The sequence below is a fragment of the Brachybacterium sp. 107 genome (assembly GCF_052379725.1).
In the GTDB taxonomy this organism is placed as follows: Bacteria; Actinomycetota; Actinomycetes; order Actinomycetales; family Dermabacteraceae; genus Brachybacterium.
Window position 1 is genome coordinate 1 of the sequence record NZ_JBQSYW010000001.1, and the last position, 14673, is coordinate 14673.

Sequence of the window (14673 nt, forward strand, 5' to 3'; positions counted from 1 at the left end):
GCAGCGGTCGGACGTGATGGTCGGGAGGGACGGTCAGACATGGCCCGCCTCGGAGAACGGGTCGATGACGCCATCGCCCTGCTGCGGGCCGTCGACCTGCTCGTCCTCGACCGCGACCTCCGGGGCGTCGACCTCGATGGTCTCCGACCCCGCGAGCGGGATGGAGCCGCCGGGGATCGCCGCCAGCAGACGCTTGGTGTAGTCCTGCTGCGGGGCATGGAAGACCTCATCGGTGGTCCCCTGCTCGACGACCTTGCCCTTCTCCATGACCAGAGTGTTGTCCGCGATCTGCCGAACCACGGCGAGGTCGTGGGTGATGAAGAGGTAGGACAACCCCAGCTCGGACTGCAGATCGTTGAGCAGCTCGAGGACCTGGGACTGGACGAGGACATCGAGCGCGGAGACCGCCTCGTCGCAGATCACGACCTCCGGGTCCAGGGCCAGGGCGCGGGCGATCGCGATGCGCTGGCGCTGCCCGCCGGAGAGCTCGTTGGGGTACCGGCGCATCATCTCCGCCGGCAGCGCGACCTTGTCGAGCAGGTCGCGGACCTTCGCCTCACGGCTCTTCGCATCCCCGACGCCGTGCAGCCGCAGCGGCTCCTCGATCGTGTTGTAGATCGAGTACATCGGGTCCAGGGTGCCGTACGGGTTCTGGAAGATCGGCTGCACACGACGGCGCAGCGACTTCAGCTCCTTGCCCTTGTAGGTCGTGACGTCCTTGCCCTCGAACAGCACCCGGCCGGACGTCGGCTCGAGGAGCTTGAGGACCATCTGCGCGACAGTCGACTTGCCCGAGCCGGACTCCCCCACGATCGCGGTGGTGGTGCCGCGCGCGATCGAGAAGGAGACCTTGTCGACGGCGGTGAACGGCGTGGTCCTCCAGGGCACGTTCCCGCGGATCGGGAACTCCTTGGTGAGGTCCTGCACCTGGATCACCGCGTCCTCGTCGAGCTCGCCGTAGCCGAATTCCGGACCGACGGACTCCGGACCGGCGGACTCCGCGCGCGCCGACGCAGCTGCCGCCCTGGTCGTGCCCGATCCGGAGACCAGACGCCGGGACGCCAAGGAGGGCGCCGCCGCGATCAGCCTCTTCGTGTACGGGTGCTGGGGGTTCTGCAGCAGCTCGATCGCGGGGCCCGATTCGACGATCTGCCCCTTGTACATGACCACCAGGTGCTGGGCGCGCTCGGCGGCCAGACCCAGGTCGTGGGTGATCAGCAGGACCGCGACGCCGAGCTCCTCGGTGAGGGTGTCGAGGTGATCGAGGATCTGCTGCTGCACGGTCACGTCGAGCGCGCTGGTCGGCTCGTCCGCGATGAGCAGCTTGGGGCGGGCCGCCAGGCCCATCGCGATCAGGGCGCGCTGCTTCATACCGCCGGAGAACTCGTGGGGGTACTGGTTCGCCCGGCGTGCCGCATCGGGCAGGCCGGCCTCCTCGAGCAGCTCCACAGAGCGGGCACGGGCCTTGGCCCCCCGAGCGACCCCGTTGGCGGCGAGCGCCTCGGTGATCTGGGCGCCCACCTTCCACATGGGGTTGAGGTTGCTCATCGGGTCCTGCGGGACGAGGCCGATCTCGCTGCCGCGCAGGGCGAGGATGTCGCGCGTCGGAACCGAGGTGATGTCCCGACCGCCGAAGCGGATGCTGCCGCCGGTGATCGAGCCGTTCTTCGGCAGCAGACGGGCGATGCTCATCGCGGTCGTCGACTTGCCGGAGCCGGACTCGCCGACGATCGCGACCGTCTCCCCGGGATAGACGGACAGGCTCGCCCCACGGACGGCGCGGACCTCTCCGTTCGTGGTCCCGAAGGTGATCTCGAGATCGGAGATCTCCAGCAGCGGGTCATTGCCCGCTGCGCTCTCCGCGTCGGGAGCTGCTGCGGTGTTCGTGGAGGTGGTCATCGCTTCCTCGCCTTCGGATCGAGGGCGTCGCGCACCGCGTCGCCGAGCATGATGAAACTCAGCACGGTGATCGCGAGCGCCATCGAGGGGTAGAAGAGCATCATCGGCTGGGTGCGCAGCGCCGGTCGGGCGTCGGAGATATCCCCGCCCCAGGAGACCGAGCTCGCAGGGAGGCCCACGCCGAGGAAGGACAGCGTCGCCTCGGCCACGATGTACACACCGAGATTCACGGTGGCGGTGACGATCACCGGGGCGATCGCGTTGGGCACCACGTGCTTGACGAGGTTGGTCACCGAGTTGGCGCCCAGTGCCGTCGAGGCGGTCACGAAGTCCTGGTTCTTCACCGAGATGACCGAGCCGCGCATGATGCGGGCGACGTTGGTCCAGCCGAAGACGCCCAGCACCAGGATCACCATCGGCACGTTCATCGACTCGACGCGGTTGGCGATGACGATCGCCCCCAGGATCAGCGGGATCGCGAAGAAGATGTCCGTGACGCGGGACAGGATCGCGTCGAAGACGCCGCCCACATAGCCGGCCAGGGCACCCAGGACGCCGCCGATGAGCGTCGCCAGGATCATCGTGAAGAAGCCGACCATCACGGAGGTTCGAGTCCCGTAGAGAACGCGGGCCAGGACGTCGTAGCCCTGCCTCGTGGTACCGAAGGGATGCTCGCTGCTCGGCGGCTGATTGGCCTTCGAGATATCCCCGTAGTTCGGGTCCTGTCCGGTCAGCAGGCCCGGGAAGGCCGCGACGAACAGGATGACCACGATCAGTGCCGCGGAGATCAGGAAGACGGGGTTCCGGACCAGGTTGCGGCCGGCTTCGGCCCACATGGAGCGGGGCGCGGACGTGGTGTCCACGGCGTCGACCGCCTGCAGGGGGGTCTCGTCCAGCGGGGCGACGAAGTGCTCCGCGGCGGGTCGGACGGAACGGGTGACGGGTTCACTTCGCATAGCGGATCCTCGGGTCGAGAACGGCGTAGAGCAGGTCCACGATCAGGTTGGCGACCAGGAAGATGATCACCAGCAGCGTCACCACGGACACGATCATCGGGCTCTCGCCGTCGTTGATGGCGCGGAAGAGCAGCGAGCCGATGCCGCTGATGTTGAAGATGCCCTCCGTGACGATCGCGCCGCCCATCAGCGCACCCAGATCCGCACCAATGAAGGTGACGACCGGGATCAGGGAGTTGCGCAGGATGTGTTTGGAGACGACCCCGCCGCGGGAGAGCCCCTTGGCGGTCGCCGTGCGCACATGGTCCGCGGTGGCGACCTCGGCGATCGAGGTGCGGGTCAGGCGCAGCACATAGGCGAAGGACACGGCACCGAGCACGGCACCGGGCACCAGCAGGTTCTGCCACGAGGGGTCGCGACCCACGTTCACCGGGGCGATACCGAGCTGCACGCCGAGCACGAACTGCGCGATGAAGCCGATGACGAAGGTGGGGACCGCGATGACGAGCAGCGACACCATCAGCAGCGTGGTGTCGATCAGCGTGCCCTTCTTCAGGCCCGAGATGACACCGGCGACCACGCCGAAGACCGTCTCGATGACGACGGCGATGATCGCGAGCCGGAAGGTGACCGGGAACGCCGCCCTGATCTGGTCGATGATCGGCCGGCCGTTGAACCCGATGCCGAAGTCTCCCTGGAAGAGATTCCCCAGGTAGATCAGCCACTGGATGATCACGGGCTTGTCGAGGTTGTACTGCGCGCGCAGCTTGTCGGCCACGGCCGGGGAGATCGGCTTGTCACCCGCGATCGCCGCGATGGGGTCGCCGGAGGAGACGAAGGCCATCAGGTAGACGATGAGGGTGGCGCCGAGGAAGACGGGGATCATCTGCAGCAGTCGCCGCCCGATGTACCAGATCACGTCGGTCACCTTCGGTTGAGAGAGCGCGGGGCGAGGAAAGAAGGAGAACATCCGCACGTCCATGGCCCCGGCACATGGACGTGCGACGGCGGGAGACGGCGCCAGGGCCGCCTCCCGCCGAAGGTCGCGATCAGAGGATCACTTGGTGATCGCGTAGTACAGCGGGACCGTGTCCCAGCCGTACTGCACGTTCGAGACCAGGTCCGAGAATCCGCCGAAGGTGTTCTGGTACCAGAGCGGGAAGGCCGGCAGGTCCTCCATGAGGATGGCCTCGGCGGCGTGGAACTTCTCGTTCGCGGCGTCGATGTCCGGTGCGGCGAGGCCTTCCTTGAGCAGGTCGTCGAACTCCGGGTTCTTGTAGTCGCCGTCGTTGCTGCCCTTGCCGTCCGCCGCGGCGGAGGAGTAGATCGGGCCGAGGAAGTTGTAGACGGAGGGGTAGTCCGCCTGCCAGCCGGAGCGGAAGGCACCCTCCATCGTGCGGGCCGTGATCTGCTCGCGGAACTCGCCGAAGGCGGGGAACGGGTTCGGCGTGGCCTCGATGCCGAGGGTGTTCTTGACCGAGTTGCACACGGCCTCGACCCAGTCCTTGTGAGGGGAGTCGGCGTTGTAGGCCAGGGTGAAGGGGCCCTTGAAGGGCTGGATCTTCTCGGCCTCGGCCCACAGCTCCTTGGCCTTGGCCTCGTCGAACTCGAGGACCTCCGCGCCGGGGATGTCGGTGGCGCCGCCGCCGTCGATCACGGGGGCGACGAAGTCCGTCGCCGGGCTGCGGGTGCCGTAGAACAGCGAGTCGCAGATCGCCGTGCGGTCGATGGCGTACGAGAGCGCCTGGCGGCGGATCTTACCCGCCTCGCCGGAGAAGTCGGGATCGTCCTGCGGGATGGTGAAGGACTGGAACACCGCGCCCGGGGCGTTGATGGCGCGGTCACCGAGCTCGTCCTCGAAGGTCGACAGGGCCGAGGTGGGGATGATGTCCGAGACGTCGACGTTGCCCGAGAGCATGTCGTTGTAGAGCGTCTCGTCATCCGCGTAGACGACGAAGGTGACGCCGGCGTTCTGGGCGGCGCGCGGCCCGTCGTACTCGGGGTTCGGGACGAGCACGATCTCGGAGTCGTGGGTCCAGGAGTTGACCATGTAGGGGCCGTTGCCGATGGGGGCCTCGCCGAAGGCGTCGATGTCCTCGAAGGCCGAGGGCGGCAGCGGCGAGTAGGCCGAGTAGCCCAGGCGCGAGGAGAAGTCGGCCTGTGTGGAGACCAGCTTGACGGTGAAGCTCGTGTCGTCGACGACCTTGAGGCCGGAGAGCGTGAGGTCCTTGGTGGCATCGTCGGCGGCGACCTCGTCGAAGCCCTCGATGGGCTGGAAGAAGGACTGGCTCTTCTGGGCGTTGGCGGTGTTGGCGCCGAAGTTCCAGGCGTCCACGAAGTTCTGCGCGGTGAGCGCGGTGCCATCGGAGAACTTCAGGCCCTCACGGATCGTGATGGTCCAGTTCTGGTTGTCCTCGGACTCGATGGACTCCGCGACCTCGTTCTCGACCTTGCCCTCGGCGTCGTAGTACACGAGCCCGGAGAAGACGGACGTGATGATGCGGCCGCCGCCCACCTCGCTGGTGTTCGTCGGGACCAGAGGGTTCTCCGGCTCGGTGCCGTTGGCGAGGATGGGCTCGCCCGTGCCTCCGCCGGCATCGCTGCCGGAACCGGAACCGCTGTCGCCGCCGGAGCAGGCGGCCAAGGTGACAGCTGCGGCACCGCCGGCGGCGGTGCCCAGCATCATCGATCGTCGCGAAATAGCCATGGGGTCTCCTGGGATGACTGAGCTTGATTCGTCGCGCTCCGTTGCGCACGACGCACCCCTCAGTGTGCACCCTCGCCTGTCAAGAACTATCCATCAGCCGGTCACAAATCGGTCTCGGGCCCTTTTCAACCATTCCGGCCGGGGCTGCTGCAACACGCTGACCGGGCACGACGTTCCTCCCGAGAAGGGTGTTCAATGGCCATATGACTGCTTCGAACTCTCCTTCTGCCCCCATCGATCCCACGACCACCGACGCGTGGGCGTCCCTCGAGGCGCACAACCTCGAGCTGTCCGGGTCCCTGCGCGAATGGTTCGACGCGGACCCCGAGCGGGCGCAGCGCTTCAGCGCCGACGCCGCGGACCTCCATGTGGACCTGTCCAAGAACCTCGTGACCGCCGAGACCCTCGAGCTCCTGCAGCAGCTCGCCCGTGAGGTCGGCGTGGAGGCGCACCGCGATGCCATGTTCGCCGGCGCCCACATCAACACCACCGAGGACCGCGCGGTGCTCCACACCGCCCTGCGCCGCCCCGCCGAGGCCTCCCCTGCCCTCGAGATCGACGGGCAGCAGATCGACGAGGACGTTCACGAGACCCTGCAGCGGGTCTACGACTTCGCCGACTCCGTGCGCTCGGGCGAGTGGACCGGCGTGACCGGCAAGCGCATCGAGACCGTCGTCAACATCGGCATCGGCGGCTCGGACCTGGGCCCCGTCATGGTCTACGAGGCGCTGAAGCCCCTGGCACAGGACGGCCTCACGGCCCGCTTCCTCTCGAACATCGATCCGACGGACGCCTACGAGACCACGCGGGACCTCGACCCCGAGACCACGCTCGTCATCGTCGCCTCGAAGACCTTCACGACGCAGGAGACCCTCACCAATGCGCGACTCGTGCGCGAGTGGCTGCTGCGGGGGCTGCGCGAGAACGCGGGCCTCACGGCCGAGCAGGAGAAGGAGGCCATCGCCAAGCACTTCGTCGCCGTCTCCACCGCGCTGGACAAGGTCGAGGCCTTCGGGATCGACCCCAAGAACGCCTTCGGCTTCTGGGACTGGGTGGGCGGCCGCTACAGCGTCGACTCCGCGATCGGCACCGTGCTCGCCACCGTGCTGGGCCCGGACACCTTTGAAGAGCTGCTGGCCGGCTTCCACGCCATGGACGAGCACTTCGCCACCGCCCCCGCGGAGAAGAACGTGCCGCTGCTGATGGGCCTGCTCAACATCTGGAACGTCAACTTCCTCGAGGCGGAGACCCACGCGGTGCTCCCCTACTCGCAGTACCTGCACCGCTTTCCCGCCTACCTGCAGCAGCTGACCATGGAGTCCAACGGCAAGGCGACCCGCCGGGACGGCTCCCTCGTGACCACCGAGACCGGCGAGGTGTTCTGGGGCGAGCCCGGCACCAACGGCCAGCACGCCTTCTACCAGCTGATCCACCAGGGCACCCGGATCATCCCGGCGGACTTCATCGCCTTCGCCACCCCGAACCATGCCCTGGCCGACGGCGAGCAGGACGTGCACGAGCTGTTCCTCGCGAACTTCTTCGCCCAGACCAAGGCACTCGCCTTCGGCAAGACCGCCGAGGAGGTGCGCGCCGAGGGCACCGAGGGCGCGCTCGTGGCGGCCCGCGAGTTCTCCGGTGATCGCCCCACCACCTCGATCATGGCCCCGAAGCTCACGCCGTCGGTGCTGGGCCAGCTGATCGCGCTGTACGAGCACATCACCTTCGTGCAGGGCGTCGTGTGGGGCATCAACTCCTTCGACCAGTGGGGCGTGGAGCTGGGCAAGCAGCTCGCCAAGGGCCTCGCCCCCGCCGTCGCCGGCGACGAGGAGGCGATCTCCTCCGAGGACTCCTCGACCTCCGCGCTGATCCGCTACTACCGCGAGCACCGCCAGCAGGGCTGATCGACGAATCGAGAGTGGGAGATCCGCACTGTCGGGACCGTCCGCACCGAGCCGGGGAGCACACCGCCTCCCCCGCTCGGTGATGCTCGGCTCCGGACTGCTGGGAACGGTCGTCCTCGTCGCCGTGCTCGCGATGCTGGTCTCGACCGGTGTCATCTGGCCGGGCCGGATCTTCGCGAGCGGCCACGAGGTGCGAGGCGTCGACGTCTCCTCGTACCAGGGCGAGATCGACTGGCCGGCTCTCGTCGGGGGCGACCTCGACTTCGCCTATCTCAAGGCGACCGAGGGATCTTCGTACGTCGATGAACGATTCGTGGAGAACTGGGAGCATGCCCGCTCCACGGATCTGCTCGTGGGTGCCTACCATTTCGTGAGCTTCGAGAGCCCCGGTCGCGCGCAGGCGCAGCACGTCATCGACACTGTGCCCACGGGCGGGACCCTGCCGATCGCGGTCGATGTCGAGTTCTACGGCGATTATTTCGAGGACCCTCCGTCACGGGCGCAGGTGGACGCGATCCTCGTCCCGCTCCTGGACGAGCTCACCGCCCACTACGGCGTCGCTCCGGTCATCTACACCACCGCTGACGCCTACGAGCTCTACATCGACGGCTCTTACCCCGACTCCCCGATCTGGATCCGCTCGGTGGTGCTGCCACCGGACCTGGGTGATGAACGGCCATGGGCCTTCTGGCAGTACTCCCACCGGGACCGGCGAGAGGGCTACGACGGTCAGGAGCGGTACATCGACATGAACGTCTTCGCCGGTTCACGTGCAGAGCTGGCCATGCTCGTCGAACGCGCTGAGGACGCCGAACCGGCCGAGGGCTAGGACCACGTCTTGCTGCTCAGGCCAGGTAGTCGACCTCGCGGGTCTCCTTGCCGAGCAGCAGGGCCACGATCGTGATGATCGCCGCGAGGGTCAGGTACCCGCCCACGAGCCACAGCGGGCCGTCCAGCCGCTGCCACAGCGCGATCATCGCGTACGGCGCAGGGGCGGCGCCGATCACCGAGGCCATGTTGTAGCTGACGGCGCTGCCGGTGTAGCGCACGTCCGAGGCGAACATCTCCGGCAGGAACGCGGCCATCGGGCCGAAGGTCAGGCCCATGAGCGTGAAGCCGAGGATCAGGGTCGCCATCGCGCCGACCGTTCCGGCCTGCACCATCGGCTCGATGAGGAGCCCGAAGACCCCGATCCCGGCGGTGACGGCCAGCAGCAGCTTGCGGCGGCCCAGCCGATCCGCGAGCGGGCCGGAGACGAGGGTGAAGATCCCGAAGAACACGACGCCGATGATCAGCATGGTGAGGAACTGCGGCCGGTCGAAGCCGAGGCCGGGCGCGAACCCGGCGGCGTCGAACGGCTTGCCGGCGGCCTCCGCGGCGGCGCGGGCGGTCTCCTCGTCGGCCGGGGTGGTCCCGACCACCATGAGGAAGGCGGTCATCAGGTAGAAGAGGACATAGGTCGCGACCATGGCGACCGTGGCGAGGATCAGCGGCTTCCAGGCGGTGCGGAACACGCGCGCGATCGGGATGGCGGCGACCCGCTCCTCGTCGATGACCTTCTGGAAGGCGGGGCTCTCCATGAGCTTCAAGCGCACCCAGAGGCCCACGATCACCAGGATCGAGGACAGCAGGAACGGCAGGCGCCAGCCCCACGACATGAACTGCGCGTCGGTCAGCTGCAGGCTGAGGACCACGAACAGCAGGTTGGACAGGATGAAGCCGATGGGGGCGCCGAGCTGCGGGAAGGTGCCGTAGAGCGCGCGCTTGCCCGGCGGGGCGTTCTCGGTGGCGAGCAGCGCCGCTCCGGACCATTCACCGCCCAGGCCGATGCCCTGGCAGAACCGCAGCAGCACCAGGATCGCCGGGGCGAGGACGGTGAAGCCGGGAGTCGAGGCGGCAGGCAGCACCCCGATGAGGAAGGTCGCGATACCCATCACGAGCAGGCTCGCGACCAGGGTGGTCTTGCGGCCGACCCGGTCCCCGAAGTGGCCGAAGATCAAGGAGCCCAGCGGGCGGGCCACGAAGGCGACACCGAAGATGGCGAACGAGCTCAGGAGCTGGTTCGCGGGGGTCTGCGTGGGGAAGAACAGAGCCGGGAACACCAGCGAGGCGGCGGTCGCATAGGCGTAGAAGTCGAAGAACTCGATCGTCGTGCCGACCATCGAGGCGGTGATGACGCGGCCGCGGGTGTTCGCGGGGGCCGCGGGAGGCGCCGAAGGGGTCGGGGACTGTGCTGGTGCGGTACTCACGGCGACTGACTGTAGACCCCTCGTCCCGACATGCGGACACGCCTGACACATCGTGAGACGCCTTCCGGTGGACCCCGAGGCCACGAGACAGCTGAACTCGGAGGTCACAGGTCAGCGGGTTCCAGAGGTCACGAGACAGCCCCGGTCCTGGAGCACCGCACCGCTCCTGCTCATTCGATGAAAGACTGACGGAGGCATGCCTGAAGAACTCGAGGGGAACCCATGGAAGCACTGATACCACTTGCCGGTGGCGCGGTCGTCGTCATCGTCGTCATCCTGATCCTGCTGCTCATCCTGATGCGCAGCTACCGGATCGCGGCGCCCAACGAGGCGCTCATCATCACCGGTCGCAATGCGAAGGCCAGCCCGACCGGCGACATCGACCTCGAGTCCGGCAGCGCTCGGGTGATCATCGGTGGTCGTGCGATCGTGCGCCCGATCGTCGACCGCGCTTTCGTGCTGAGCCTGAGCTCGCGCCAGATCCCGGTCGAGGTCGAGGGCTACTCGATGAACGGCATCTTCCTGCGCCTGCGCGGCGTCGCGCAGGTCAAGGTCGGGGGCAACATCGACGACGTCCGCAAGGCCTCGCAGCGATTCCTCGATCAGCAGCAGCAGATCGACCACTACACCCAGGAGATCCTCTCGGGCACGCTCCGCGCCGTGGTGGGCACGCTGAGCGTCGAGCAGATCATCCGCGACCGCGCCTCGTTCGCCAACCAGGTCCAGGCCGAGGCCGAGCATTCGATGAACAACCAGGGTCTGGTCATCGACACCTTCCAGATCTCCTCGATCGAGGACGACGGATCGTACCTGCGCGACTGGGGGCGGCCCGAGGCCGCTCTGGTCGCCAAGCGCGCCGCGATCGCCGAGTCGGACGCGAACCGTGAGTCGACCCAGGCCACGAACCTCAACCTCCAGCAGGAGGCGGAGTCGAAGCAGTCCTTCGACATCCGCAACGCCGAGATCAAGGAGCAGACCGACGCCCGCCAGGCCGTCGCCGATGCCTCCGGTCCGCTGGCGCGCGCCGCGCAGCAGCAGAAGATCATCGAGCAGGAGGAGCTCATCGCGGTCCGCAACAACGACCTGCGGGAGAAGCAGCTGATCGCCGAGGTCCACAAGCCGGCCGAGGCGAAGCGCTACGCCGAGCAGCAGGATGCGGACTCCAAGAAGTACGCGCACATCGCCGAGTCGGAGGCCCAGCTGCAGGACGAGCGCAACCGCGCCGAGTCCCGCAAGGTCACCGCCGACGCCGAGGCCCACGCCATCGAGGCCCGAGGTCGGGCCGAGGCCGAGATCGAGCTGCAGCGCCGCTCGAAGGACGCCGAGGCCGTGCGCCTCGAGGGTCAGGCCGAGGCCGATGCCCTGCGCGCCAAGGGCGACGCCGAAGGTGCATCGATCCGTGCCAAGGGCGATGCCGAGGCGGAGACCACCCGTGCCCGCGCGGAGGCGTACAAGCAGTTCAACGACGCCGCGGTGCTCAACCAGGTGCTCGAGGTGCTGCCTGCCGTCGCCAACGAGCTCGCCGCGCCGTACTCGAACATCTCCAACCTGTCGGTGTTCTCCACCGATGGCGAGTCGAAGATCGGGCAGAACATCTCGCTCGGTCTCGCCCAGGTGCTCGACATGGTCAAGTCGACCACCGGGGTCGACTTCCAGGACACGCTCCAGCGCGCCGCCGACAGCGGTCGTGACGTGCGCGAGCAGGCGGAGCAGACGCCTTCGGCGAGCGCTCCCGTCCAGGACGACGACACCGAGGACACCCCCGCCGACGAGGCCTGATCGCCTCTCGGACGCTCCAGGCGCCCCGGCTCCTCCTCACGGAGGAGTCGGGGCGTCTCTCGTTCACGCCAGCAGATCCTGGATCGCACTGTCGAGCTGAGGGTGCTCGAACCCGAATCCGGCCTGCTCGAGCACCCTCGACGTGGCATGACGCCCGGTGAGTCCCAGATCCGGGTCCGTGCGCAGCAGCAGCGCGCCCAGTCGGAGCACGGGGGCCGGCGTGGGCAGACCGACGCGCCGGCCGACCGCCCGACGCAGGGTGCGCATCAGCTCGGCGTTGCGCACCGGATGGGGCGCCGAGGCGACCACCACCCCTGCCGGCAGCGCGGGTCCCTCGAGGCCGAGGGCCGCCAGGACGATCCGCACCCAGTCCCGGACGTGGATCCAGCTGACCCATTGGCGACCGGTGCCCACGGGCCCGCCGAGGCCGAGCCTGGCCAGGAGAAGCAGACGGTCCAGCGCCGGGGTGTTCGCCTCGAGCACGACGCCGGTGCGCAGGATGACCGTGCGTTCGCTGTGCGCTCCGTCCAGAGCCCGCTCCCACTGCTCGGCGACCCCGGTCATCTGCGGCAGGCCGATCGGGATCGGACTGCTCTCGTCCAGTCGCTCCTCGCTCGCGTCGGACCAGATCGCCGTGGTCGAGGCCTGCACCCAGCGTCGCAGGGGACGTTCCAGGTCGCGGCTCGCCTCCACCAGCGCTCTCGTCGCCTCGACCCGGGAGCGGGTGAGGTCTGCGATGGTCGCCGGGGTGGGCCGGGCATCGACGAGCCGCCCGGCGAGGTTGACGAGGGCAACCTCCTCCCCCGCGAGCTCAGCGGCCCAGCCGCCCGCAGTGCGGGCATCCCACCGGACGTCGCGGACCATGCCGCGCTGCCGTTCAGGATGTTCACCCTCCGGCCGCGGGGACCGGGTGAGGACCACGACCTCGTGCCCGGCGGCGGTGAGAGCTGCGCTCAGGGCACGCCCGAGAGTGCCGGAGCCGCCGGCGATGACGACCTTCACGGCGCTCAGCGATCCTGCGGCGCGTCGGCCGTGTCCGTCGCACCGTTCGTGCCCGTCGGACGGTTCTCGCCCGTCGCACCGTTCTCGCCCGTCGCACCGTTCGCGCCGATCTCGCCGAGCAGCGCCTTCGCGTAGGTGGCGTGCACGGACTCCTCGTCGCTGGGGTGGTACATGCCTGCGCGCACATCCCTCGAGAGCCTCTCGAGCTCGCTGCGGCGGAAGTACTGGGAGCCACCGCTGGCGCGCAGCACCTGGTCGACAGCGCTGATCGCGGCCTCGGTGGCCCGGGACTTCACGCCGGAGAAGTGCAGGAACCAGCGTGCTCCGTGATCGGTGATCCCGGGGCCGGTCTCCCCCGTTCCCAGGGCGTCGAGGTCGGCCATCACCTTCTCGATCTGCAGCACCGAGCCGTCGATACCGATCGCCGCCTGCGCGAGGCGCCGGCGGATGTCGGGATCGTCGGCGTGGACCATGTCCCGGGTGACGTTGCGGCGCGTCGCGGCGATCTGCGCCCCGAGGGCGACGGCACGTTCGGCGACGCCCGTGTAGACCGAGGCGATCAGCAGCTCGAACGCGCCGAAGATGCCCATCACGAAAGGGTCGGGGTTCGGGCCGACGGGGGTGTCGGTCAGGACCCGGTCGGATTCGATCCGGGCTCCGTGCAGACGGGTGGTGCGGGACTGGGAGGGGCGCATGCCGTGCGTGTCCCAGTCGTCCAGCGTCTCGACGTCCCCGGTCCGCTCCAGCACACCGAAGACGAGCCGCGCCTGCGTGGAGGTGTCGCCGGCGACCCGTCCGTGGACGATCAGTCGGTCCCAGACCGGGGCGAGGGAGGTGAAGATCTTGGTGCCGGTGAGCCGGTATCCACCGTCCTCCTCCGATTCGGCGCTGGTCCCGGAGTCGAAGAGCATCGCGTCGTTGCCGGGCTCGGAGATCCCGAAGGCGAAGAGACGATCGGCGGCGGCATCCTCGAGGATCATGCGCACGGAGCCGACGCCGAGCCGGTGGGCGTGCAGGGCGGCGCCCGTGACCACCAGATGCATGTTCATCGACAGGGCGGTCGCCGGTGCGGCCTGGGCGAGCCGGCGCTGGATCCTGCTGGCCTCCAGCAGGCTCGCGCCGAGCCCGCCGAGCTCCCGGGGCACCAGCAGGCGCAGATAGCCGGCCTCGCGCAGATCGGCGAGATCCTCGCGCGGGAAGGTGTTCTCCCGGTCATGGACGACGGCACGGTCGCGGAAGGTGTCCAGCAGGTGGTCAGGGAGAAAGCTTGCCGGGTCCGTGGACGGTTCAGGAGCGCTCATGTCCCCACGATAGTGGTGCCGCTCAGCGTCCGGTCGGGACCCGGTCGAAGGTCGCCACCACGGGGCGGTGATCCGAGGCGCGGCTGGTCCCGACCTCGAGCGCCGTCGCCTCGAGTCCGCCACGCGCCCAGATCGAGTCGATGCGATGAAGGGGCAGGCGAGAGGGGAAGGTCGGTCGCCCCGGGAAGCTCCCCAGCGGCAGCGCCGCCGCGAGCATCGAGGTCAGCGGCGAGCGCGGCAGGTTCCGGGTGAGGTCCGTGGCTGCCTCCCGCCATCCGCCCGCCGAGAGGGCCGCGAGCTCCGGGGCGCCGGGGTCGGCGTTGAAGTCCCCGAGCAGCAGGGCGGGGCCCTCCAGGGCGGCGGTGTGCTCGAGGATCCGCAGCACCTGCGCGGTGCGGTGCCGGGGGTCCTCGTGGTCGAGGTGCGTGACCAGCACGTGGAGCGGTTCCTGTCCGGCGGGGCGCACCGTCGTGCTCAGCAGACCGCGGGGTTCATGGAGGGCGTCGAGGGCCGGGTGGCCGGGCAGCGGGTGCATCGCGTGCGCGACGATCTCGTGCCGGGTCAGCAGCGCGAGGCCGTACTGCTGCCGCCTCCCGCCCCCGTCGGCACCGTCAGTGCCGGAACGGTCGACGCCGGGACGGTCGATCGCCGCCCCGAAGCACACCTGCAGGCCGAGCAGCTCCGCCAGGCGGGCCGCCTGATCCTCGAAGCCCGACCGCGCACCGTAGCCGACATCGACCTCCTGCAGGCCGATCACGTCGGCCCGCAGGGCGGCGATCGCCGCCGCAGTGCGGCTCAGGTCCAGACGGTCCTGGCCGTCGGCCCCATGGTGGATGTTGTAGGTCCCGACCCGCAGCGCGCCTGTCATCTCACTCCTGT

11 protein-coding genes are annotated in these 14673 nt (G+C 68.8%); 3 read left to right on the plus strand and 8 right to left on the minus strand.

Annotation, left to right across the window (positions count from 1 at the left end):
* Positions 1 to 33: 33 nt before the first annotated feature.
* The 4 genes from ACT3UL_RS00005 to ACT3UL_RS00020 form a co-directional block, all read right to left on the minus strand.
* Positions 34 to 1899, minus strand: a complete 1866-nt coding sequence (locus ACT3UL_RS00005) for an ABC transporter ATP-binding protein (RefSeq protein ID WP_444575945.1) — start codon at positions 1897 to 1899, stop codon at positions 34 to 36.
* On the minus strand, positions 1896 to 2855 hold the full coding sequence (locus ACT3UL_RS00010; protein ID WP_444575946.1) for an ABC transporter permease: 960 nt from the start codon (positions 2853 to 2855) through the stop codon (positions 1896 to 1898). The genes ACT3UL_RS00005 and ACT3UL_RS00010 overlap by 4 nt, the downstream gene beginning before the upstream one ends.
* A complete protein-coding gene (locus tag ACT3UL_RS00015) occupies positions 2845 to 3774 on the minus strand; it encodes an ABC transporter permease (protein ID WP_444575947.1) in 930 nt (309 codons plus the stop codon). The genes ACT3UL_RS00010 and ACT3UL_RS00015 overlap by 11 nt, the downstream gene beginning before the upstream one ends.
* A gap of 138 nt (positions 3775 to 3912) precedes the next feature.
* Positions 3913 to 5562: a peptide ABC transporter substrate-binding protein gene (locus tag ACT3UL_RS00020; RefSeq protein ID WP_444575948.1), complete on the minus strand. Its 1650-nt coding sequence runs from the start codon at positions 5560 to 5562 to the stop codon at positions 3913 to 3915.
* Positions 5563 to 5765: 203 nt separating this feature from the next.
* On the opposite strand from ACT3UL_RS00020, the gene pgi reads away from it, so the two are divergent.
* Both pgi and ACT3UL_RS00030 read left to right on the plus strand, forming a co-directional pair.
* On the plus strand, positions 5766 to 7463 hold the full coding sequence (gene pgi, locus ACT3UL_RS00025; RefSeq protein ID WP_444575949.1) for a glucose-6-phosphate isomerase: 1698 nt from the start codon (positions 5766 to 5768) through the stop codon (positions 7461 to 7463).
* An 82-nt stretch (positions 7464 to 7545) separates the two neighbouring features.
* A complete protein-coding gene (locus tag ACT3UL_RS00030) occupies positions 7546 to 8292 on the plus strand; it encodes a GH25 family lysozyme (protein WP_444575950.1) in 747 nt (248 codons plus the stop codon).
* 16 nt (positions 8293 to 8308) lie between these two features.
* On the opposite strand, the gene ACT3UL_RS00035 is transcribed toward ACT3UL_RS00030, so the two are convergent.
* Positions 8309 to 9763 carry an MFS transporter gene (locus ACT3UL_RS00035; protein WP_444575951.1) on the minus strand — a complete coding sequence of 485 codons (1455 nt, stop codon included), beginning with the start codon at positions 9761 to 9763 and terminating at the stop codon, positions 8309 to 8311.
* A gap of 171 nt (positions 9764 to 9934) precedes the next feature.
* On the opposite strand from ACT3UL_RS00035, the gene ACT3UL_RS00040 reads away from it, so the two are divergent.
* Positions 9935 to 11491, plus strand: coding sequence for a flotillin family protein (locus ACT3UL_RS00040; RefSeq protein ID WP_444575952.1), 1557 nt, complete (start codon positions 9935 to 9937; stop codon positions 11489 to 11491).
* A gap of 63 nt (positions 11492 to 11554) precedes the next feature.
* Here ACT3UL_RS00040 and ACT3UL_RS00045 read toward each other — a convergent pair whose 3' ends face one another.
* From ACT3UL_RS00045 to ACT3UL_RS00055, 3 genes are read right to left on the minus strand one after another with little or no spacing between them, the layout of a single operon-like run.
* Positions 11555 to 12493 carry an epimerase gene (locus tag ACT3UL_RS00045; RefSeq protein WP_444575953.1) on the minus strand — a complete coding sequence of 313 codons (939 nt, stop codon included), beginning with the start codon at positions 12491 to 12493 and terminating at the stop codon, positions 11555 to 11557.
* Positions 12494 to 12498: 5 nt separating this feature from the next.
* A complete protein-coding gene (locus ACT3UL_RS00050) occupies positions 12499 to 13794 on the minus strand; it encodes an acyl-CoA dehydrogenase family protein (protein ID WP_444575954.1) in 1296 nt (431 codons plus the stop codon).
* A 22-nt stretch (positions 13795 to 13816) separates the two neighbouring features.
* The gene (locus ACT3UL_RS00055) at positions 13817 to 14662 is read right to left on the minus strand and encodes an endonuclease/exonuclease/phosphatase family protein (RefSeq protein WP_444575955.1); all 846 of its coding nucleotides are present in this window, start codon (positions 14660 to 14662) and stop codon (positions 13817 to 13819) included.
* Positions 14663 to 14673 lie beyond the last annotated feature (11 nt).

Bases quoted from the DNA above. Each gene is read 5' to 3' on its own strand.
- ACT3UL_RS00035 (WP_444575951.1), bottom strand. From the start codon at position 9,763: ATGTGTCAGGCGTGTCCGCATGTCGGGACGAGGGGTCTACAGTCAGTC.
- ACT3UL_RS00010 (WP_444575946.1), bottom strand. From the start codon at position 2,855: ATGCGAAGTGAACCCGTCACCCGTTCCGTCCGACCCGCCGCGGAGCAC.
- ACT3UL_RS00050 (WP_444575954.1), bottom strand. From the start codon at position 13,794: ATGAGCGCTCCTGAACCGTCCACGGACCCGGCAAGCTTTCTCCCTGAC.
- ACT3UL_RS00005 (WP_444575945.1), bottom strand. From the start codon at position 1,899: ATGACCACCTCCACGAACACCGCAGCAGCTCCCGACGCGGAGAGCGCA.
- ACT3UL_RS00030 (WP_444575950.1), top strand. From the start codon at position 7,546: ATGCTCGGCTCCGGACTGCTGGGAACGGTCGTCCTCGTCGCCGTGCTC.
- pgi (WP_444575949.1), top strand. From the start codon at position 5,766: ATGACTGCTTCGAACTCTCCTTCTGCCCCCATCGATCCCACGACCACC.
- ACT3UL_RS00040 (WP_444575952.1), top strand. From the start codon at position 9,935: ATGGAAGCACTGATACCACTTGCCGGTGGCGCGGTCGTCGTCATCGTC.
- ACT3UL_RS00020 (WP_444575948.1), bottom strand. From the start codon at position 5,562: ATGGCTATTTCGCGACGATCGATGATGCTGGGCACCGCCGCCGGCGGT.
- ACT3UL_RS00055 (WP_444575955.1), bottom strand. From the start codon at position 14,662: ATGACAGGCGCGCTGCGGGTCGGGACCTACAACATCCACCATGGGGCC.